Below are 19,115 nucleotides of genomic sequence, written 5' to 3' on the forward strand. Positions count from 1 at the left end.
CTGGCGGTTCCTCGCCTTCACGATGAACCTGAGCCTGGAGGGCAGGACGTTCTCCCATGCCGTGCAAGTCCGCCCTACGTGAAGGACAGGAACGCTCGGAGGGGCGCAGCGGCGACAAACGCGCGGCACTTATCGACAATGCAAACTAATCTCAAAATGAAAATATGAACCATCCAGAGCTCCTTGACTCGGACGGTGCCGCTGTCGACCCGCGGAGCGACGTGGCATATCCGCCGGAACGTCCCTCGGTTTTCGCGGTCACGTTTCGGAGAACTTCCCATGCGCCGTTTCCATCGCCCGCTCGTCGCGGCACTGTTCGCCTCCGGTCTGGCTACCGCTCTTCCCGCCGCTGCTTTCGAGCTGAAGCATGAGACTGGCACGCTGAGCGTGCCAGCCACGCCGTCCCGCCTCGCCGTCTATGACCTCGGCGTGCTCGACACGCTGAACGCGCTCGGCATCCGTGCCGTGGCCGTGCCGAAGTCCACCTTCCCGGCCACGCTGTCCGCCTACAACGGCAATGGCGTGACCCAGGCCGGCAGCCTGTTCGAGCCCGACACCAAGGTCCTCGCGGAGCTGCAGCCGGACCTCATCGTGGTGGGTGGCCGCTCGTGGAAGCAGGCCGAAGCCCTGAGCGCGCTTGCGCCCACCGTGAACATGTCCGTTCGCGCCGACCACTTCGTGGAGGACGTGACGGGCCAGACGCTGGCGCTGGGCAAGTCCTTCGGCAAGCAGAAGGAAGCCGACACGCTGGTGAAGAGCTTCGAGAAGGAGCGGGCGGCGCTGAAGAAGCTGACGGGCGGCAAGTCCGCCGTGATGCTGTTCACCCTGAATGGCAACGTCATGGTGCACGCGCCCGGCGACCGCTTCGGTTATCTCCACGAGCTGACGGGCTTCAACGCCGTGGTCCCGAAGGCGGAGGGCAGCAACGACGGCCCGCGCCCGCAGGCCGGGTCGCCCGAAGCGAAGGCCCGTCAGGAAGCCGCGGCCGCCCTGCTGAAGAAGACCGTGGCCGCCAACCCGGAGTGGCTGGTGGTGCTGGACCGCGGCGCCGCGACCGGCGGGGGTGAGAACAAGGCCCTGGAGACGCTGGCCAAGCACCCGGAGCTCAGCCAGACCCGCGCCTTCAAGCAGGGCCAGGTCATCGTGGTCGACGCCCCGAGCTGGTACATCGTCGGTGGCGGTATCGCGAACGTGACCAAGATCGTCCAGGACATGGCCCGCGGCCTGAAGAAGTAGGCCCTGGCGGTCAGCCTCTCCCCAGGGCGACGCGAGTCACCGCGCTGGGGAGCGGCGTTTCACGCCCCCGTCAACTGCTCGCCGACGTGTACCGGCGGATGGAGCGCAGCCACACCTGACGCGAGCCCCAGGCGAAGAGCCCCGCTCCCACTACCGCGCCCACGAGCGACTGGGGCGGCAGCCGGCCCAGCATGGCCTGCGCCGGGAAGGTCGTCATCAGCGCCAGCGGGATGACGTACGTGAAGACCATCGTCAGCGCGCCGCGCCCCACGCCCTGGAATACCGAGGACGGCCAGCGCGCGAAGTCGAAGATGGACGTGAACAGGTACGTCAGGTTGTCCACCCGCACGACGAAGAACGCCGCGCTCACCGTCAGAATCCACAGCGAGTAGAGCAGGAGCGTGCTCGTCCCCAGCAGCAGCACGGAGGCCAGCAGCCCCGTCACCGACGGCCACCGTCCCAGCAGCGTGAAGGCGTAGGCGAACAACCCGATTCCCGTCAGCACGTTGAAGGCCCGCCACGGTTGGAAGCGCTGCGTGGACACCAGGAACTGCGCGTCCGCCGGCTTGAGCAACACGAAGTCCAGCGTGCCCTTGCGGATGTGCTCCACCACCCCCGTGAGGCTGGGGTTGATGGCGCCCTCCAGGATGCCCTGCAGCAGCGTGAACCAGCCCACCACCAGCAAGGCCTCGCCGAAGCTCCAGCCCTCAATGTTGGGCCGCTCGCTGTAGACGACGAACAGCGGCGCCAGCGCCGTGAAGGTCCAGAAGAGGGACGTCAGCCCCTCCGTGAAGAAGTCCGCGCGGTACTGCAGGGACAGCAGCCCCGACGCCTTGAGTTGAATGCCCAGCAGCCGCAGATAGCGCTTCACCTTCACTTCAGCCCCCGAACGCCGCGAAGCGCCGCACGCCCTGCTTCCACGTCACCGCCGCCAACACGCCCAGCACCGCCACCCAGGCCCACTGGGCCGCAAGCAGCCGCAGGGACTCCTCCCAGCCGTAGGCCCCCGTCAGCATCTCCACCGGGACGCCAATCTGATAGCGGAAGGGCAACCAGTCGATGATGGTGCGCAGCGTGGGCGGCAGCAGCTCCACCGGGTACATGTAGCCGGAGCACACGAAGAAGAGCACCAGCCACACCTCCAGCACCTTCTGGCTGCTCTCCAGGAAGAAGCACAGCGCGCCAATGGCCACGTTGGCCAGGAAGGCCACGGCCCACCCGCCAATCACCGCCAGCACGACGAAGCCCCACTGCCACGCGTGCTGGGGCACCGCCTTCTGCCCCACCAGCGCCACGCTCAGCAGAATCACCGGCACCGCGACCATCAACCGCATGGGGAAGGCGGCGATGCTCTCCACCGCGTAGGCCCACAGCGGGGAGATGGGACGAAGCAGGCGCATGGCCAGCGTCCCCTGCTTCACCTCCCAGTTGATGAGCCACGCCGCCCACGACGTGGCGAGCTGCCGCACCGCGAAGGTGGCCAGGAAGTAGCTGATGAAGTCCGCCTCGCCGAAGCGGCCCACGGGCGCCTCGCGTGACACCGCCATCCACAGCACCATGTTGACCAGCGGCATGGTGGTGGACAGCACCCAGATGAGCATCTCCGCGCGGTAGGCCACCGCCTCCGCGAACCCCACCCGTAGCAGCGTGGGAAAGGCGCGCAGTGTGGTCCGGGCGCTCATGCGGACACCGGCTCCGACGCCGCCGCCCGGCGCGCCTTCGACTCCGCGAACAGCTCGCTCATCACCTCTTCCAGCGGCGCGTTCTCCACCGTGAGGTCCATCACCGGCAACGTGGACAGCGCGCGGGTGATGGTGGCGTTGACCGCCTCCTGCTGGACCTGGAGCACCGCGGTACCGGGCTCATGCGTCACCACCCGGCCCAGCGGAGACAGGCGCTCGGCGTCCACTTCTGCCGACAGGCGCAGCACCACGCGCTTCTCCGGCCGCACCCGCTGCACCAGCGCGTCCAGGCCGCCGTCGTACGACAGGAGGCCCTTGTCGATGACGATGACGCGGGGGCACAGCGCCGCCACGTCGTCCATGTAGTGGCTGGTGAGGATGAGCGTGGCGCCGTACTTCTCGTTGTACTCCTTGATGAACGTCCGCATGGTGGCCTGCATGGCCACGTCCAGCCCGATGGTCGGCTCGTCCAGGAAGAGCACCCGCGGCTGATGGATGAGCGCCGCGGCCAGCTCGCACTTCATCCGCTCCCCCAGCGACAGCTGACGGGTGGGCTTGCCGATGAGGTCCCCGATTTCCAGGAGCTCAATCAGGTCCGACATCGTCTTCTTGTACTGGGCCTGGGGCACGTCGTAGATGGCGCGGTTGAGTTCGAACGTCTCCGCCGGAGGCAGGTCCCACAGGAGCTGCTGTTTCTGCCCCATGACGAGCATGATTTTCTTGAGGAAGGCCTCCTCCCGCTTCTGCGGGACATGGCCGTCCACCGTCACCTCGCCGTCGGAGGGATAGAGCAGGCCGGAGAGGACCTTGAGCGTCGTCGTCTTCCCGGCGCCATTGGGGCCCAGGAAGCCCACCCGCTCCCCGGGGCGGATGTCGAAGGAAATCCCATCCACGGCCTTCACCGTGGTGTAGCTACGGTGGACGAGCGAGCGGAGGGCCGCCTTCAAGCCCGGCGGGCGCTTATGGACTTTGTAGTGCTTGCGAAGGCCGCGAACGGAAATCATGTGCGACCAGGATTTAACGCGGTCTCCCCCTCCATGGCGATCTCGCCGTTGACGGCTTGGCGGGACGACAATGGTTTGGCAACGGCCGCGGAGGGACGCGGCCCCACAGGTGAAGGCTGGGTTCGATGAGCAACGCATACAGCAAGGACCTGGAGCGATGGATGCCGCGGCTCATCGCCGTCTGGCGCGCGTCACGCGGCCGGGGCGGTGGCGGCGTCCCGGAGACGCGCCTGACGCCCCAGGAGGTGAAGGAGGTGGCCGCGGGTGTCCGCCAGCTCTCCCTGGGCCTCACCCGGGAGCGGCAACTCGCCGGCGCGCGGTACATGGACGACCCGAAGCTCCTGGGCGCCTATCTCCTCTTCTACTGGCCGGTGTCCTATGCGCAGGCCCGGCAGGTGCTCGGCGAGCTGCCGAACCGCCCCCGGCAGGTGCTGGACCTGGGCAGCGGTCCGGGCCCGGTGGCCTTCGCCGCCCTGGACGCGGGCGGGGGCCAGGTCACCGCCGCCGACCGCAGCAAGGCCGCCCTCACCCTGGCGCGGAACCTGGCCGCCGAGGCCGGTGAGGCCCTGGCCACCCGAGACTGGGACCCGACGAAGAAGGGCGCCACGCTGCCCGAAGGCCAGTTCGACCTGATTACGATGGGCCACGTCGTCAACGAGCTGTACGGCACGGGAGACGCGGCCACTGCCCCCCGCGCCGCACTGCTGGAGACGATTCTGGCGAAGGTGAAGCGCGGCGGCAGCCTGCTGGTGATGGAGCCCGCGCTGCGCGAGACGAGCCGCGGCCTGCTGCACGTGCGCGACGCCATGGTGGCCAAGGGCTACGCCGTCCGCGCGCCCTGCATGTACCGCGGCCCCTGCCCCGCCCTGGTGAAGGAGACGGACTGGTGCCACGCCGAGCGCGCCTGGCCCATGCCTCGCGTGGTGGAGGAGCTGGCGCGCGCGGCGAGCCTGCACAAGGAATCGCTGAAGATGAGCTACCTGGTGCTGGCCCCCAAGGACGAGGCGTGGCCGGAGCTGACGCCTGGGCGACTGTTCCGCATCGTCTCCGAGCCCCTGGAGGGCAAGGGCCGGCACCGCTACATCGGCTGTGGCCCCGAGGGCCGCGTGGGCCTGGCGATGCAGGAGCGCCACCGCAACGAGCGCAACGAGCGCTTCCTCAAGCTGAACCGGGGCGACGTCATCTCCGTGACGGAGACGGAGCCCAAGGGTGACGGGCTCGCGCTCGACGAGCGCACCGAGGTGCGGGTGGTGGCTCCCGCGGGCAAGGGCGTGCCGCCCCCGCCTCCGAAGGAGGACGCGCCCTCGAGCCCGGGAACCGGCCCACGCCCGGGCGCGCCCTCCTGAGTGAAGCACCCGGCCCCTGACTCCCCGGGGCCGGAAGACGCATGGCCTGGCTCAGTGCCGGGCCTGGGCATCGCCTCCCGTAAGGACGTCGCACATGTGGCGCAAGGCCTTCACGCCGTCCTTCATGGCGCCCACCGCGCCCTGCGCGAGGACGGTGGACTGCACGCGAACCAGCCGCAGCCGGCGCGGCGCGGGCATGTGAGGCGAAGTCGAAGGACGGATGAGCGAAGCGATGTTCATGGCGTGCTCCGTGGGGTGTGGGAGACAGCCGGCAGTCTCCATGCCGTCCGCGAAGCCCGCGTTGCGGCGCGGTGAACTCGCCGTCACATCGTCCGTGGCATGCCTGACAGAGCGCCCTCCGGGCAGGAAGCCCGCCGCACATTCCAGACCACCTGCCCCCGGCGGACGGAAGGCCCACGGCGGGGCCCCTGTTAGGGTCAGCCGCTCCCACCGCTACGGAAGGCCTGCCCGTGTCCGTGTCCCACCGGCCGCTGCGTTCGCTGTACCCGCCCCTGGAGCCCTACCGCACCGGACGCCTGCGCGTCTCCGGTGGGCATGAGGTGTACTTCGAGGAGAGTGGCAATCCGGAGGGCAAGCCGGTGCTCTTCGTCCACGGGGGGCCCGGCGGAGGAACGGACCCGCGCCAGCGCCGCTTCTTCGACCCGACCGCGTACCGCATCATCCTGTTCGACCAGCGTGGCTGCGGACGCAGCACCCCGCACGCGAGCCTGGAGGAGAACACCACCTGGGACCTGGTGGCCGACATGGAGCGGCTGCGCGAGTTCCTGGACATCTCCCGGTGGCAGCTCTTCGGCGGCTCATGGGGCAGCACCCTGTCCCTGGCCTATGCCCAGACACATCCCGAGCGCGTCTCGGAGCTGGTGCTGCGCGGCATCTTCCTGCTGCGCAAGCAGGAGATTGACTGGTTCTACCAGCGAGGCGCCAGCGCCCTCTTCCCGGATGCCTGGGAGTACTACCTGGAGCCCATCCCCCCCGAGGAGCGCGGGGACCTGCTGGCGGCCTACCACCGCCGGCTGATGGGTTCCGACGTGAGGGCGCAGCAGGAGGCCGCGCGCGCGTGGAGCGTGTGGGAAGGACGCACCAGCTGCCTGTACCCCAACGCGGAGCTGGTGGCGCGCAACAGCGGGGACACCTTCGCGCTCGCCTTCGCCCGCATCGAATGCCACTACTTCGTCAACCGGGGCTTCCTGCGCGGCGACACCCAGTTGCTCGACGACGTGCACCGCATCCGCAACATCCCCGCCGTCATCGTCCAGGGGCGCTATGACGTGGTGTGCCCGCCAGAGAGCGCCTGGGCCCTGCACAAGGCCTGGCCAGAGGCGGAGTTCGTCATGGTGTCCGACGCGGGGCACTCCGCGAACGAGCCGGGCAATACCTCCGCGCTGGTGGAAGCCACGGACCGCTTCCGCGGGCGCTAGCGCCGGCTCACGTCAGCGCCGGAACCGCCGCCGTGTCGCGCTCCGCGTCCACGCGGCGGAAATAGAGGATGACCCACAGGCCCACCAGCGCGGCCACCGTCACCATGGCTTCGCCCGCGAACGCCCCTGCCTGCTTTCCCCACGCCGCGGTGGCCTGCTTCCCCACCACCACCGTCAGCGCGTTGAAGAAGGCGTGGGCGCCCACCGCGAGCCAGTACCACTTCACCTCGTCGCGGATGAAGCGCTGGAGCACCACCACCGACAGCGCGATGTGCACCACCATGGAGCCCAGCCGCTCGTAGGCCCCCAGCAGTGGCATCCACCAGTCCAGCGCGGCGATGGTGGCCTTGGCCTCCACCACCTGCGCCACCTGCTCCGGCTTCAGCGGCAAGGTGGAGGGGTCCAACGCTGACAGTGCGATGACGTTGACGAGCCCCAGCGCCGACAGCCCGCCCACCAGCAGCGCCGACTCCAGGCCACCGTGGCCCACGCCGAAGCCCACCGCGTCGCGCCAACGGCGGAAGTCCTTCAGCGGCTTGCGGAAGGTCCACAGCCGCGCCGTCTCCTCGAAGAGGCCCGCGGTGAGGGACAGCACGACAATCCAGACGCCCAGAAGCACCGAGGACGTCTTCAGCGCGTCGCGCATGAAGTACTGCGCCACCTGCACCAGGGGCAGCCGGGTGAGCAACTGCGACAGCGCGAACGCCGCCGCGCCCCAGCCCACCACCTTCCAGGCCACGCCCAGCCGCCGGCGCGCCCACAGCACCATGCCCACCGGCATCAGCACGTCGAAGGCGATGGCGACCGCGTAACTGGTGACCAGCCTCGTATCCACAGCGTCCACGCGGCCTCTCCCCTCCAGGAAGCACAGGTTCCTGACGCCCAGCATCGAGGACACCAGCGAAGCGCCGCCCGAATCCAGGGGAAAGTGCCGGCCTCCAAGACTTAACGGCTTTGACCCGAAAAACAGGCGGGGCCGCTCTCTGCGGGGTGGAGCCTCCGGGCCCGCCATTCCCCCAGCAGAAAAGGCAGACGCCATGCAGCTTCCAGGACACCTCCACCGGACGGGCCTCGCGGCCCTGGTGGTCCTCACCACCCTGCTCAGCTTCCTGCTCCCCGCGCATGTCCTGGCGGCGGACCGGGGCGCGTGGGCACCCAACATCCCGTACACCGTGGGCGACATCGTCTCCCATGGAGGCAAGGGCTACGACTGCCGCCAGTCGCATCACTCCATCGTCGGCTGGGAGCCCCCCAACACACCGGCACTCTGGCTGGAACGTACGGGGAACCCACCACCGGACACCCAGGCTCCTTCCGCTCCACCTTCGCTCACGTCGACCGCGAAGACGCATGAGAGCGTGTCGCTGTCCTGGGGCGCCGCCACGGACAACGTGGGCGTCACCGGCTACGAGGTCTTCACCAACGGGGGCACGGCCGCGTCCGCGACCACCTCGGGCGCCACCACCGTCACGGTGACGGGCCTGGCCGCGAACACGACCTACTCCTTCACCGCGAAGGCGCGGGATGCCGCGGGCAACCGCTCGGCGGTGAGCAACAGCGTCTCCGCGACGACGGGGACGCCGCCCGCGGGGAACAAAATCATCGTGGGCTACTGGCACAACTTCGACAACGGCTCGACGAACATCCGGCTGCGGGACGTCTCCGCGAAGTACAACGTCATCCAGGTCGCCTTCGCCGAGCCCGTGGGTGGCCCAGGCTCCGGCCGCATGGCCTTCGCGCCGTACAACTCGAGCATCGCGGACTTCAAGGCGGACGTCGCCCTGCTCAAGAGCCAGGGCCGCAAGGTGCTCATCTCCATCGGCGGCGCGAATGGCACCGTCCACCTGGATGACGCCACCACGCGGCAGGACTTCGTCACCAGCATGCAGGCCCTCATCGACACCTACGGCTTCGACGGGTTGGATTTGGACCTGGAGGGCAGCTCGCTGTCTCTCAATGGCGGCGACACCGACTTCCGCAACCCCACCACGCCGCGAATCGTCAACGTCATCCAGGCCACGCGCCAGCTCCTCAACCAGAACGGCCCGGGCTTCATCCTCACCATGGCGCCCGAGACGGCCTACGTCCAAGGCGGCATGGCCGCGTACGGCGGCCCCTGGGGCGCGTACCTGCCGGTCATCCACGCGCTCCGAGACAGACTGACGTACCTGCACGTGCAGCACTACAACACCGGCACCGTCATGGCGCTCGACGGCCGGGCCTACGCGCAGAGCACGCCGGACTTCCACGTGGCCATGGCGGAGATGATGCTCCAGGGGTTCCCCGTCGGCGGCAATCCCCAGGCGATGTTCCCAGCGCTGCGGCCGGACCAGGTGCTCATCGGCCTGCCGTCGTCACCGCAGGCGGCGGGCGGCGGGTACACGACGCCGGCCAACGTGCACAAGGCGCTCGACTATCTGCTCAAGGGCCAGCCCTTCGGCGGAACCTACGTGCTGCGCAATCCCGCCGGCTACCCCGGCTTCAAGGGCCTGATGACCTGGTCCATCAACTGGGACGCGTTCACGAACTTCGAGTTCTCCAACAGCCATCGCGCGTACCTGGACACCTCTCCCTAGAGAGCCCCGGCGCGAGGGTGGCGGTCGCTGGATGACAGCGGCCGCTACCCGCGACAGTGCCCCAGCTCGGCCCGCGCCTCCGCCGTCTCCTGGACATAGGCCGTGCGCCACACGGACAGCTCCTCCCAGGCGCGGCGGGCCTCTCCGCAGGCCTCTTCCACCGCGCCCGTCAACCGAAGCGCCCGCGCGAGCCGGCGGCGCAGCCTGGGAACGCGGGCGGAGACCACCTGCCGGGCCATGAGGTCCGCCAGCGCGGTCCGCAGTGGAGCCAGGGCCTCGGCGGGCTGACCTCGCGCGAGATGGACGTCCCCCAGCAGCAGGAGCGCCTCGATGCGCTCGGACGACGAAGGCCCCAGGTCCCGCTCCATGGCCACGAGCGCCTGGTCCACGTGACGACGGGCCTCGTCCACCTGCCCTAAAAAGAGGAGGGCATCCGCCAGGTAGCGCAGTCCCGAGCCGTCCACCTCCCCCTTGTCGGCCAGGGGCCGCTGGAGCGAGACGCCGCGAGCGTGGAAGCCGCGGGCCTCGTCCGGACGCCCCAGGAGACGCAGCAGCCGGCCCACCTCGTGCGCATCCAGCGCCACCTCCGGGTGGGTGGCGCCATAGGCACGCTCGCGATGCGCCAGGAGGCCTCGGGCATACTCCAGCTCCGGCAAACGCTCGCCCTGCTCGCCCAGCACCCCCAGCCGATTGGACTTCACCCCTATCAACACCGGGCTGTCGGCAGCCACGCTCTTGAGCGCCACGGCCCAGCTCTCCTCCGCGGCCTCCCGCGCCTGGGCCCCATGCCCCCGCTCGAAGTAGACGAGGGCCAGGTTGGACAAGGTCCGGGCCACCGACAGGTTCTCCGCACCCAGCGTCTGGCGAAGGATGCCCAGCGCCCGCTTGAGGACGGCCTCGGCGCTCGATAGCTCCCCCAGGAGGGCCAGCGTGCCCCCCAGGTTCGACAGGGCCCGTCCCGTGTCCCGGTGCGCCAGCCCGTGGTGCTTCTCATGGACGCGCAGCGCTTCCTCCTGCCAACGCTTCGCCTCCAGCAACCGCCCCTGTTGCCGGGCCAGCAATCCCAGCCGGCCGTTCAGCTCCGCGCGCGCGAACGTCTGGCCCCGGGCGCTGGCGGTTTCCAGCGAGGCACGTAGCAGCGACTCGGCCTCCGAGAAGCGGCCCTCCTGCTCCAGGAGCTCCGCCTGCACCTGGTCCAGCAGGGTGTCCAGCTCGGCGTCTCGCAGCGTCTCCGCCAATGCCCGGGCGCGATGGAGGAAGGGCCACGCCTCCTGGGGCCGTCCCATTCCGTACCCATGCAGCCAGGCCTGGAAGTGCAGCACCCGCGCGAGCACGCCCAGATGCCGCCCTGCCTCGGCCGCCAGAGAGCCCTGGACCAGGGACTCGCGCGCGTCCTCGAACGCCCCCGCGTCCTCCTGCAATCGCGAGCAGAGAAGATGCGCCTCGGCTTCCAGCGGCCGATGATGGGTGGCGAGCGCGCGCTCCCGGGCGGCCAGCGCGATTCGCAGCGCCTCGGGGGTATGCCCCGCGAGCCTCTCCGCGTTCGCCCGCGCGAGCTCCGCGCGCACCGCGTCCACCTCCGCACGCGCCTTCGGGTCCTCCGGCGGAGACACGGCCTCCTGCAACGTGCGCACGTCCGCGCACCCGCCCACGCCCCCGAGCGAGGCCCCCAGCCCGAAGCCCCGCTCCACCGTCCGCGCGTCCGCGCCCTGGAGCGCCACCGTCAGCCGCGACAGCTCTCCCAGCCGTTGGTCCAGGCACGTCATCCGCAGCCCCAGCGCCGCTTCCGACTGCTCGCCGAAGACACGCGTCGCCTCGCACGCGGACTGATGCGCGCGCGTCCAGTCCTGCGTCCACTGCTCCAGCGTGGAGGCCACGGCCTGGAACGAGGCCTCGGCCGCGGGGGCTCCCGTCCCCAGGAAGGCCTGACGCGTGGCCTCACGCACGGACGCGTCCCAGATGCCCTCGAGGTGCCGCTCACTGCCCTGGCAGGCTTCGCTCGGCGCCGCCGCGGAAGGCCCCAGCACGAGGAACCCCAGGCCCACCAGTCCTCCCGCGAGCACCGCCGTGGCCGCACTGCGCTTCCAGGCCCCCACCTCCCGCGCGAGGCGGGCTCGCAGCACCTGCATGGACTCGAAGCGCCGCGACGGGTCCACGGAGAGGCCCCGCCGCACCACGGCCTTGAGCCACGAGGGCACGCCCCGCTGCTCCGGACGCACCTCCTGGCGCTGCATGGACGCCAGGAGCTCCTCGCGCGTGGCACCCGCGAAGGGCCGCTGCCCGTTGAGCGCCTCGTAGAGCGCGACGCAGAAGGCGAACTGGTCCGAACGGGCATCCCCCCGCTCTCCGCGAAGCTGCTCCGGCGCGCCGTAGGCGGGGGTCCCCAGGAAGGTCCCCGTGACGGTGAGCGGCGCCTCGCCGGAGTCGATGGCCGAATCCTCCCGAGGAGGCCCCAGTCCCACCGCGGCGTTGGCCAGGCCAAAGTCGGTGATGCGCACCTGACCGTCGCGCGTCAGCAGGACGTTGTCGGGCTTGAAGTCGCGGTGGATGATGCCCAGCGCGTGCGTGGCCGCGAGCCCATCCGCCGCCTGGATGAAGCGCGCCAGGATTTCCCGGCGCGTGCGCGGCTTCTCCGCCAGCCACCGCCGGAGCGTGCCGCCCTCGACGAGCTCCATCACCAGGAAGAGCTGTCCCTGGAACTCGCCCACGTCATGCAGCCGGGCGACATGGGGATGCGACAGGCGGGCCATCGTGCGGGCCTCGCGCTCCAATCGCTGACGCGCCTGGGCCAGCGAGTCCTCCCCGAGCCTCGCGAGGTTCAGCAGCTTGAGCGCCACCTTGCGGTCCAGCTCCGGGTCATAGGCGGCATGGACGCGCCCCATGCCACCTTCGCCGAGCAGCCCGAGCACCACGTACCGTCCCACCCGCGCACCGGAGACGAGCAGCCCCGTGTCGACCAACGGGGGAGGATTCTCCAGCCCCCCCAGCGCGGCGAGCACGCTCCGGCACTCCGAGCAGCCGGAGACATGCTGGCGCACCGTCGTCATGCCATCCGGGTCCAACGCGCCGTTCGCAAACCCCGACAGTGCGTTCTCATCCGGGCAGCTCATTCGCGCCCCTCCAGCAGGCCCGAGAGGCTCAAGTCCAGCCGCCCATGGATGGCGCGCATCACGCTGTCCACTTCCGGCTCGGGCAACGACAGGCGTTCAGCGAGCGCGCGCCGCGTCCGTTTCTCCAGCAGCGACTGCACCGCGGTGAGCCGGCGTGACAGGGTGGACTTGTGCAGGTCGAACAGGGCGCCCATGCGCTCCAGGGAGAGGCGCTCGACGAAGTGCAGCCGCAGCAACTCCCGGTCCTCATCGTCCAGCGAGGCCACCGCCCGGACGAAGGCCGCACGCACATGCCCCCGGGCCTCCTCCCGCACGAAGCCCAGCTCCAGGCCGCCCGGCGCGGGGTGTGCGGCGAGCACCTCGGCCTCGACGTGGGACTCTTCTCCCAGCGCCTTGCGCATCCGCAGCGCGAGCCGCGTCGCGGAGATGCTCACCCAGTGCAGCAGCGGGCCCGCGCCCGCGTACCCGAGCAACCGGGACGGAGCCTCCGCGCGAGGCATCAGGAGGTTGGCCCGGAGCGCTTGCAACACCTCGTCCGTGAACACCGGCGAGGGGTGGATGCGCGACAGGGGAACGCGCAGCTTGAGGAGGACCTCCTGCTCCAGGAGCGCACGGGCCGCTGGCAGTCCCTGTGCGCAGGAGAGCGCGAGCGCGACGTCCCTGGCATGCAGTCGCTCCAGCGCGAGCACCGGGTCCACCGCTCGCGACAGCAGCGCCCCCAGGTGTTGGGCGAAGGCCTTGGACTCGGGCGCGGCGGCGTGGAGGGCCGTGGCCAGGGAGACGGCGCGGTCCACGGCCTCCCTGGCACTCGGCGCCGCACGGAGGCGAGCGGAGGACGGCTCGCCGGCGGACTGCAACACCCACTCGAAGAACTCCGCGTTCGCCCCATGCATCCCAAGCGCTCCTGACATCACGCTGACGATACATCAAGCCCACGATTCAACGAGACCAGGGCCCGGAGTCACCGGGTGCTCAAACCTTCCGCGCGCTCAGGGCCTCGGCCAGCTCCGCGTAGAGGTGGATGGCGCTGCGGATGGACTTCTCCCAGTCGCCCAGGTGCAGGCTTTCATTCTCCGAATGGGCATAGGTGTACGGGTCCTCCACGCCGATGAGCAGCGCGGGCACGCCGCCCAGCTCCTTCGCGAAGGGCTCCACGAAGGGAATGGAGGCGCCGCAGCCAATGGCGACCGCCTTCGTGCCGTAGCCCTTCTCCAGCGCGCGGAAGGCCGCCTGGAACGCGGGATGAGACGGGTCCGTGTACCACCAGCCGGACGCGCCCTCCGTGTCGAAGTGGACCTCCAACCCCCACGGGCACACCTTGCGCAGGTGCTCCTTCAGGCGCTGCTCCACGTCGCGCGCCTCCAGGTCCGGGACGATGCGGATGCCCACCCGCGCCCAGGCCGAATCACAGATGATGTTGCGCGCGTCCTTGCGGCTGCTGGCCTGGATGGCATTGATGGCGATGCTCGGCTGACGCCAGTTCATCTCCCACGGATGCGCCCCGCCTCCCAGCACCTGCGCGCCCGGCAGCAGGCCCGACTGCGCGCGGAAGTGCGCCTCGTCTCCGGGCAGGGACTGGATGCTCTGGCGCTCCGCGTCCGTCAGCGGCTTCACGCGCTCACGGATGCCTTCAATGGCGATGGAGCCATCCTCGTGCGTCAGCGTGGCCAGCATGCGGCACAGCGCCATGACGGGGTCCGGCACCGGCCCGCCCCACATGCCCGAGTGCACCGCCTGCCGCAGCGCCCGCACCTCCACGTCCACCGTGACGAGCCCGCGCAGCGCGGTGGTGATGGACGGCAGGCCGGTGTCGAAGTTGGACGTGTCGGTGAGGACGATGGCGTCCGCCTTCAGGAGCGCCGCGTGCTCCTGGAGGAAGGCGCCCAGGAAGTTGCTGCCAATCTCCTCCTCGCCCTCGATGATGACCTTCACGTTGAGCGGCAACGCGCCCGCGCCCTTCAGCCACGACTCCACCGCGGACGTGTGCACGACGATGCCCGCCTTGTCGTCCGCCGAGCCGCGGCCGTACAGCCGGCCGTCGCGCTCCACCGGCTCGAACGGAGGGCTCTTCCACGCGGCCTCGTCGCCCGCGGGCTGCACGTCATGGTGCGCGTAGAGCAGCAGCGTGGGCTTGCCCGGCGCCTTGAGCACATCGCCATAGACGTAGGGGTGCGTGCCCTCGATTTCGAGTAGCTGAACGTTTTCAAAACCACGGTCTTTCAACAGCCGTGCAGTCGCTTCCGCGCTGCGTCGTACCTGCGTCGCATCGAAGCCAGGAAATGAGACACTGGGAATCCGGACGAGGGACTTGAGGTCCTCCAGGTACGTCTGCTTCTTCGACTCGAAGTGTGAGAGAGCGTTGTCGGTGGACATGCTCACCCCTTAACCCAAAAAGGCGGGCAGGCGTGCCATGTCCCCGCGCGGATGTTGCGCGGTCCAAGTATCATCCAGGGCCATGTCCGACACCCCGACCCTGCTGCTCGTCGATGACGACAGTTTCGTGCGCCGTATCCTCAAGGACGTCATCGCCGACACGGGCATCGAGCTGCGGCTGCTCGAGGCCGCGGACGGCGAGGAAGGCCTGGCCGTGGCCGCGCGGGAGAAGCCCGCGGTGATGTTCCTGGACCTGTTCATGCCGAAGAAGAGTGGACTGGAGGTCCTGGGCGCCATCAAGACGGTGTCGCCCACCACGCGTGTGTTGGTCATCAGCAGCATGGACGCGGAGCCCGTCGTGGAGCAGGCCATGGCGGCAGGCGCCGTGGGCTTCGTGGGCAAGCCCTTCCATCCGCTCGAGATCGCCTCGGCAGTGCGCCAGGCGCTGGCTCACTGACCCCAGGGGTGTCTGCGTGTCGTCTTCTGCTGTCGGTTACTGGGTCGCGGACAATCTCGGACGTGTGCTGGGGCCCCTGGCGCTCCAGGCCCTCCGGGAACTGATTTCCTCCGGACGCTTGAAGGCCGCGGTGCGCGCCTCGCGGGATGGGACGAACTGGGTCGCCCTGCCGGAGCTGCCCGAGCTGAGCGACTTGTTCGCCAGCGCGCGGCCCTCGCCCTCCCTGGAGCTGCAGCAAGCCGAGCGCCTGCGCGCGCAGATGCGCGCCATGCAGAGCCTGCCGGCCCACGAAGTCTTCGGCCTCAAGCCCACCGCCAACCTGGACGAGCTGCGTCTGGCCTACTTCCGCATGGCCAAGCGCTTCACGCCGGACCACGTATCCCCGGACACGCACCCGGAGCTGAAGAAGGTGTCGGCGGAGATCTTCGACTTCCTGTCGCGCCGCATGCGCGACGCGGAGGCCACCTGGACGCAGGCGGCGCAGGCCCCCCGCCCTCCGCCGCCCGTCGTGCCGGCCGCGCCGCCCCGGCCCCCGCCGGTGGTGCACGCGGCCCCCGCGGCGGTGCGCGCGCCCGTCGTGTCCGCCGCGCCCCCGCCGCGCCCCGTGCAGGCCGCGCCGGTGATGGCGCGGGCACCCATTGCCCCGCCGCCGCCCGCTCCGCCGCCGTCCGCGCCTCCACCGCCCGCCCCGGCCATGCGCCGGGCCGCGGCGGCGCCCACCTATTCCAGCGCGGAGTTCGTCGGCCTGGAGCGGCGTTCGGACGACCGCATCCACGCGGACGTGAAGGTGACGCTGCAGAACGCGGGCATCTTCACCGACCACCGCATCATCAACCTGTCATCGGGCGGACTGTTCATCGCCACGGACAAGCCGCTGCGGCTGGGGACGCTGGTGGAGCTCACCTTGCGCTTCGATGAGCCGTCCCGGGTGCTGACGCTCCGCAGCTCCGTCATCTGGGAGAACTCGCTGGAGGACGGAAAGAACCCGCGCGGCTACGGGTTGCGTCTGAGCCACCTTCGCCCGGAGGAGAAGGAATTCGTTCAGAAGTATCTGGCTCGCGCAAAGGACCTGAAAAAGAAGCCCTGAGGCCAGGCGCTACAGCATCTGTCCCAGGAAGACGGCGCCCGTCATCACGAAGGCCGCCATCACGGCCATGACAGCCTTCAGCTCCAGGTCATCGCGGTCCATCAGGTTCATGAAGTTCATCGTCGTGCCCTCCGAGTGTTGCCCCTCGCCCTTCCATACGGGGTGCGGGAAAACCCATTGCGTCCGCCGCCGCCGGCTCCGCTGAAGTTCCCTTGCGGACGGGGCGGTGGACCCAGAGGATGACCGCCGTGTCCACCGCCTCCGCCGAATACCGGCTGCTCGAAGCGATGCCCCTCCCCACCGCCCTCATCCGCGGTGAGCAGGTGCTACGGGTCAACGCGGCGCTCGCTACCCTGCTGGGCGTTCCGGCGGCGGAGCTGGAAGCCCTGTCACTCTCCGAAAGCATCCGCCGCTTCGTCCCCGCGGAGCGCGGCTGGGTGGAGCCGCTGTACGAATCCCTCGTCCGGGGTGGGCCGCTGCCCGAAGGGCCCGTGTGGGTGCGCGTGCAGCCGGCGAGGGGCCCCCAGCGCACGCTGGCCCTGAGGCATGCGCCCGGAGCGCACCCGGACGAGCTGGTGGTGGTGCTGCTGGAGGCGGAAGCGGAGGACTCCGTGCGGCGCCTCTCGGAGGCGTTGGTGGCGGCCGCCGCGACGATGCTGCGCTGCCGCGACGAGCGGTCGGTGCTGGAGACGGCCGTGGACGCCATCTACCGCCAGGGCTTCTCCGTGTCCGTCATCCACGTGGACGGCGACGCCTTCCGGTACGGGCCCCTGCGGCAGAACCCCTTCATCGTCGCCGAGGCCGAGCAGCTCTACGGCATGCCCCTGGCGGACGTGCGCATTCCGAATGCCGCGCTGCCGCACTTCCTGGAGGTGCTCGAGCGGCGCAAGGCGGCCTTCCACCACGACATGCTTGGCGTGGCGCGCTTCCCGTCTTCCACCCACGGGGGGAGCCCCGTGTGCCAGCTGCATCCGCCAGACATGCGCGGGCTGGACGCGCCCATCCTCGTGGACGGGCATCCGTTCGGCGTGCTCTCCGTGCAGGGTCCCGCCCTCACCCCCGCGGGCGCCAGCACCCTGGAGCTGTTCGCGCAGCTGGTGGGCGGCGCGCTGGAGAACGTGCGCCATCACCAGACGTCCGCGGTGCGGCTGGAGGAGGTGTCCCGGCTCCAGGACGAGCTGGTGGCGCGCGAGCGGCTGGAGGTGCTGGGCGAGGCCGCGGGCGTCGTGGCCCACGAGGTGCGCAATCCCCTGGGCGCCATCCTCAACGCCGTGGCGGTGCTGCGCCGCGAGGCCCACCTGGGGCCCACGGGCCAGGCCGCGGTGGGCATGCTGGAGGAGGAGGCCATCCGGCTGGAGGACATCGTCCGGGACCTGCTGGACGTGGTGCGCCCGTTGGAGCCGCGCCCCCGCCCCGTGCAGTTGGGCGAGCTGGTGCGCCGCGCGCTGGGGCAGATGCATGGCCCGCCGGACGCCCCCACGCTGCGCTTCAACGTGGACGAGGCCGCGGAGACGCCTCCACTCGAAGGTGACGAGACGCTGCTCCAGCTGGCGGTGACGCACCTGGTGCGCAACGCCGTGCAGGCCTCACCCGCGGGCGGCAAGGTGCGCATGACGGTGGAGCCCGCGGACGGCGGCGTGCGCCTGGTGGTGGAGGACGAAGGGCCCGGCATTCCCGACGTGGACCCGCAGCGCGTCTTCCAGCCCTTCTTCCTCACCCGCGCCAATGGACGGGGGCTGGGGCTGGCCATTGTCCGGCGCGTGGTGCTGGCACACGAGGGCAGCGTGCGCGCCAGCAGCCGGCCTCGCGGCGGTGCTCGCTTCGAGCTGTGGCTGCCGCGAGCGCCTAGCCGTATGTCTCCCGTTTGATGCGCTTGTCCTCGATGCCCAGCGCGTGGAGGTGGCCCAGCACCGTCTCCATGAAACGCGGCGTGGAGGGCGTGCGCGTCTCCAGCGCCTTGCGCCGGTCCCACGGCGTAATCGCCGGGCCGCAGGCGTACACCAGGCACGTGTCCCGGTCCTGAATCAGCTCCTCCAGCAGGGACTGGTGGATGCGGCCCTTCCGCACGGCGGCGCCGAAGCGCGACTCGTCCGTCTCACGGGTGAGCGTGTGCACCACGCGCACGCGGTCCGGGTGCTGGCGCTCCAGGGCGGCCAGCTCTTCGCCGTACAGCACGTCCCCCCACGTCTTGTTGGAGAAGAGGAAGGTGTGGCGCAGCTTCAGCCCCCGGTGGAGCGCGTCCTTGAGGATGGCGAAGTTGGGCACCGCGCCGGAACCGGCCACCAGGTGGACGACGTGCCCGGTGCGCTCCTCCACGTCCTCCGGCAGCACGTAGGGCCCCATGAAGGCCATCACCTTCATCCGCGCGCCGGTGAGCCGGCCATGCACGAGGTAGGGCGACAAGAGCGGCGGATAGCGGGTGAGGCCGGGGATGAACTCCTCGTCCTTCACGGTGATGGCCACCAGCGGCTCGTGCGGCGCGGAGGCGAGCGAGTAGGAACGCTGCGGCTCCTTCCGCCCCTTCTGCTCCTGGAGGTAGGCCGACAGGCGGCCCACTGCAGGGAACTGGTGCGGGTCGATGTTGAGGAACTGCCCGGCCTTGTAATCCAGCGGGACTCCGCCGAAATCCAGGAACAGCGTCGCCGTGTCGTGCGTGTCCATCCGCACGTGGTCGACGGTGACCTCGTATTCCACGGGCTTCCTGGCGCGCGACGCGCGGGCTTCGACCAGACTCATGCGCCCTCCCATAGCCAACCCGCATGGAGGGTGGGAAGAGGGGAAGGAAAAACCGTCCCGCCCCCCAGT

General features: G+C 70.1%; 16 protein-coding genes. 7 read left to right on the top strand and 9 right to left on the bottom strand.

Translation table 11 applies throughout. From position 1 onward, the window contains the following. Nucleotides 1-279 precede the first annotated feature (279 nt). Nucleotides 280-1,236, top strand: coding sequence for a siderophore ABC transporter substrate-binding protein (locus OZ403_RS31535; RefSeq protein ID WP_268782484.1), 957 nt, complete (start codon nucleotides 280-282; stop codon nucleotides 1,234-1,236). 70 nt (nucleotides 1,237-1,306) lie between these two features. On the opposite strand, the gene OZ403_RS31540 is transcribed toward OZ403_RS31535, so the two are convergent. From OZ403_RS31540 to OZ403_RS31550, 3 genes are read right to left on the bottom strand one after another with little or no spacing between them, the layout of a single operon-like run. Continuing rightward, nucleotides 1,307-2,113 (bottom strand): ABC transporter permease, encoded by an 807-nt coding sequence (locus OZ403_RS31540; protein ID WP_140794985.1) that lies wholly within the window; start codon nucleotides 2,111-2,113, stop codon nucleotides 1,307-1,309. A gap of 1 nt (nucleotide 2,114) precedes the next feature. Further along, complete coding sequence (locus tag OZ403_RS31545; protein ID WP_140794986.1) at nucleotides 2,115-2,918, bottom strand: ABC transporter permease; 804 nt, start codon at nucleotides 2,916-2,918, stop codon at nucleotides 2,115-2,117. Then, nucleotides 2,915-3,922: an ABC transporter ATP-binding protein gene (locus OZ403_RS31550; RefSeq protein ID WP_140794987.1), complete on the bottom strand. Its 1,008-nt coding sequence runs from the start codon at nucleotides 3,920-3,922 to the stop codon at nucleotides 2,915-2,917. The genes OZ403_RS31545 and OZ403_RS31550 overlap by 4 nt, the downstream gene beginning before the upstream one ends. Before the next feature lie 125 nt (nucleotides 3,923-4,047). Between OZ403_RS31550 and OZ403_RS31555 the strand changes: the two genes are divergently transcribed. After that, nucleotides 4,048-5,268, top strand: coding sequence for a small ribosomal subunit Rsm22 family protein (locus tag OZ403_RS31555; RefSeq protein ID WP_268782485.1), 1,221 nt, complete (start codon nucleotides 4,048-4,050; stop codon nucleotides 5,266-5,268). Between the two features lie 51 nt (nucleotides 5,269-5,319). On the opposite strand, the gene OZ403_RS31560 is transcribed toward OZ403_RS31555, so the two are convergent. Then, entirely contained in the window at nucleotides 5,320-5,508 is a 189-nt protein-coding gene (locus OZ403_RS31560) for a hypothetical protein (protein ID WP_268782486.1), read from the bottom strand. A gap of 230 nt (nucleotides 5,509-5,738) precedes the next feature. On the opposite strand from OZ403_RS31560, the gene pip reads away from it, so the two are divergent. Further along, nucleotides 5,739-6,707, top strand: a complete 969-nt coding sequence (gene pip / locus OZ403_RS31565; protein ID WP_140794990.1) for a prolyl aminopeptidase — start codon at nucleotides 5,739-5,741, stop codon at nucleotides 6,705-6,707. 7 nt (nucleotides 6,708-6,714) lie between these two features. Here the strand turns inward: pip and OZ403_RS31570 are convergent, their stop codons facing one another. After that, nucleotides 6,715-7,596: a YhfC family intramembrane metalloprotease gene (locus OZ403_RS31570; protein WP_140794991.1), complete on the bottom strand. Its 882-nt coding sequence runs from the start codon at nucleotides 7,594-7,596 to the stop codon at nucleotides 6,715-6,717. Between the two features lie 148 nt (nucleotides 7,597-7,744). On the opposite strand from OZ403_RS31570, the gene OZ403_RS31575 reads away from it, so the two are divergent. Continuing rightward, nucleotides 7,745-9,283: a carbohydrate-binding protein gene (locus OZ403_RS31575; protein ID WP_268782487.1), complete on the top strand. Its 1,539-nt coding sequence runs from the start codon at nucleotides 7,745-7,747 to the stop codon at nucleotides 9,281-9,283. A gap of 44 nt (nucleotides 9,284-9,327) precedes the next feature. On the opposite strand, the gene OZ403_RS31580 is transcribed toward OZ403_RS31575, so the two are convergent. From OZ403_RS31580 to OZ403_RS31590, 3 genes are all read right to left on the bottom strand, one after another. Then, nucleotides 9,328-12,393: a serine/threonine-protein kinase gene (locus OZ403_RS31580; RefSeq protein ID WP_268782488.1), complete on the bottom strand. Its 3,066-nt coding sequence runs from the start codon at nucleotides 12,391-12,393 to the stop codon at nucleotides 9,328-9,330. After that, nucleotides 12,390-13,286 (bottom strand): transcriptional regulator, encoded by an 897-nt coding sequence (locus OZ403_RS31585; RefSeq protein WP_140856894.1) that lies wholly within the window; start codon nucleotides 13,284-13,286, stop codon nucleotides 12,390-12,392. Before OZ403_RS31585 ends, OZ403_RS31580 begins: the two co-directional genes overlap by 4 nt. Nucleotides 13,287-13,365: 79 nt before the next feature. Then, nucleotides 13,366-14,766 (bottom strand): M20/M25/M40 family metallo-hydrolase, encoded by a 1,401-nt coding sequence (locus tag OZ403_RS31590; RefSeq protein ID WP_268782489.1) that lies wholly within the window; start codon nucleotides 14,764-14,766, stop codon nucleotides 13,366-13,368. A gap of 82 nt (nucleotides 14,767-14,848) precedes the next feature. Between OZ403_RS31590 and OZ403_RS31595 the strand changes: the two genes are divergently transcribed. The 3 genes from OZ403_RS31595 (at nucleotide 14,849) to OZ403_RS31605 (ending at nucleotide 18,178) form a co-directional block, all read left to right on the top strand. Further along, nucleotides 14,849-15,223 (top strand): response regulator, encoded by a 375-nt coding sequence (locus OZ403_RS31595; RefSeq protein WP_002635842.1) that lies wholly within the window; start codon nucleotides 14,849-14,851, stop codon nucleotides 15,221-15,223. Nucleotides 15,224-15,239: 16 nt separating this feature from the next. Beyond that, on the top strand, nucleotides 15,240-16,310 hold the full coding sequence (locus tag OZ403_RS31600; RefSeq protein ID WP_237079919.1) for a TIGR02266 family protein: 1,071 nt from the start codon (nucleotides 15,240-15,242) through the stop codon (nucleotides 16,308-16,310). A 239-nt stretch (nucleotides 16,311-16,549) separates the two neighbouring features. Continuing rightward, entirely contained in the window at nucleotides 16,550-18,178 is a 1,629-nt protein-coding gene (locus OZ403_RS31605; protein ID WP_268782490.1) for a sensor histidine kinase, read from the top strand. On the opposite strand, the gene OZ403_RS31610 is transcribed toward OZ403_RS31605, so the two are convergent. Then, nucleotides 18,156-19,046: an oxidoreductase gene (locus OZ403_RS31610; protein WP_268782491.1), complete on the bottom strand. Its 891-nt coding sequence runs from the start codon at nucleotides 19,044-19,046 to the stop codon at nucleotides 18,156-18,158. The genes OZ403_RS31605 and OZ403_RS31610 overlap by 23 nt on opposite strands. Between the last annotated feature and the right edge of the window lie 69 nt (nucleotides 19,047-19,115).

This window comes from Myxococcus sp. NMCA1 (assembly GCF_026810205.1).
GTDB lineage: Bacteria > Myxococcota > Myxococcia > Myxococcales > Myxococcaceae > Myxococcus > Myxococcus xanthus_A.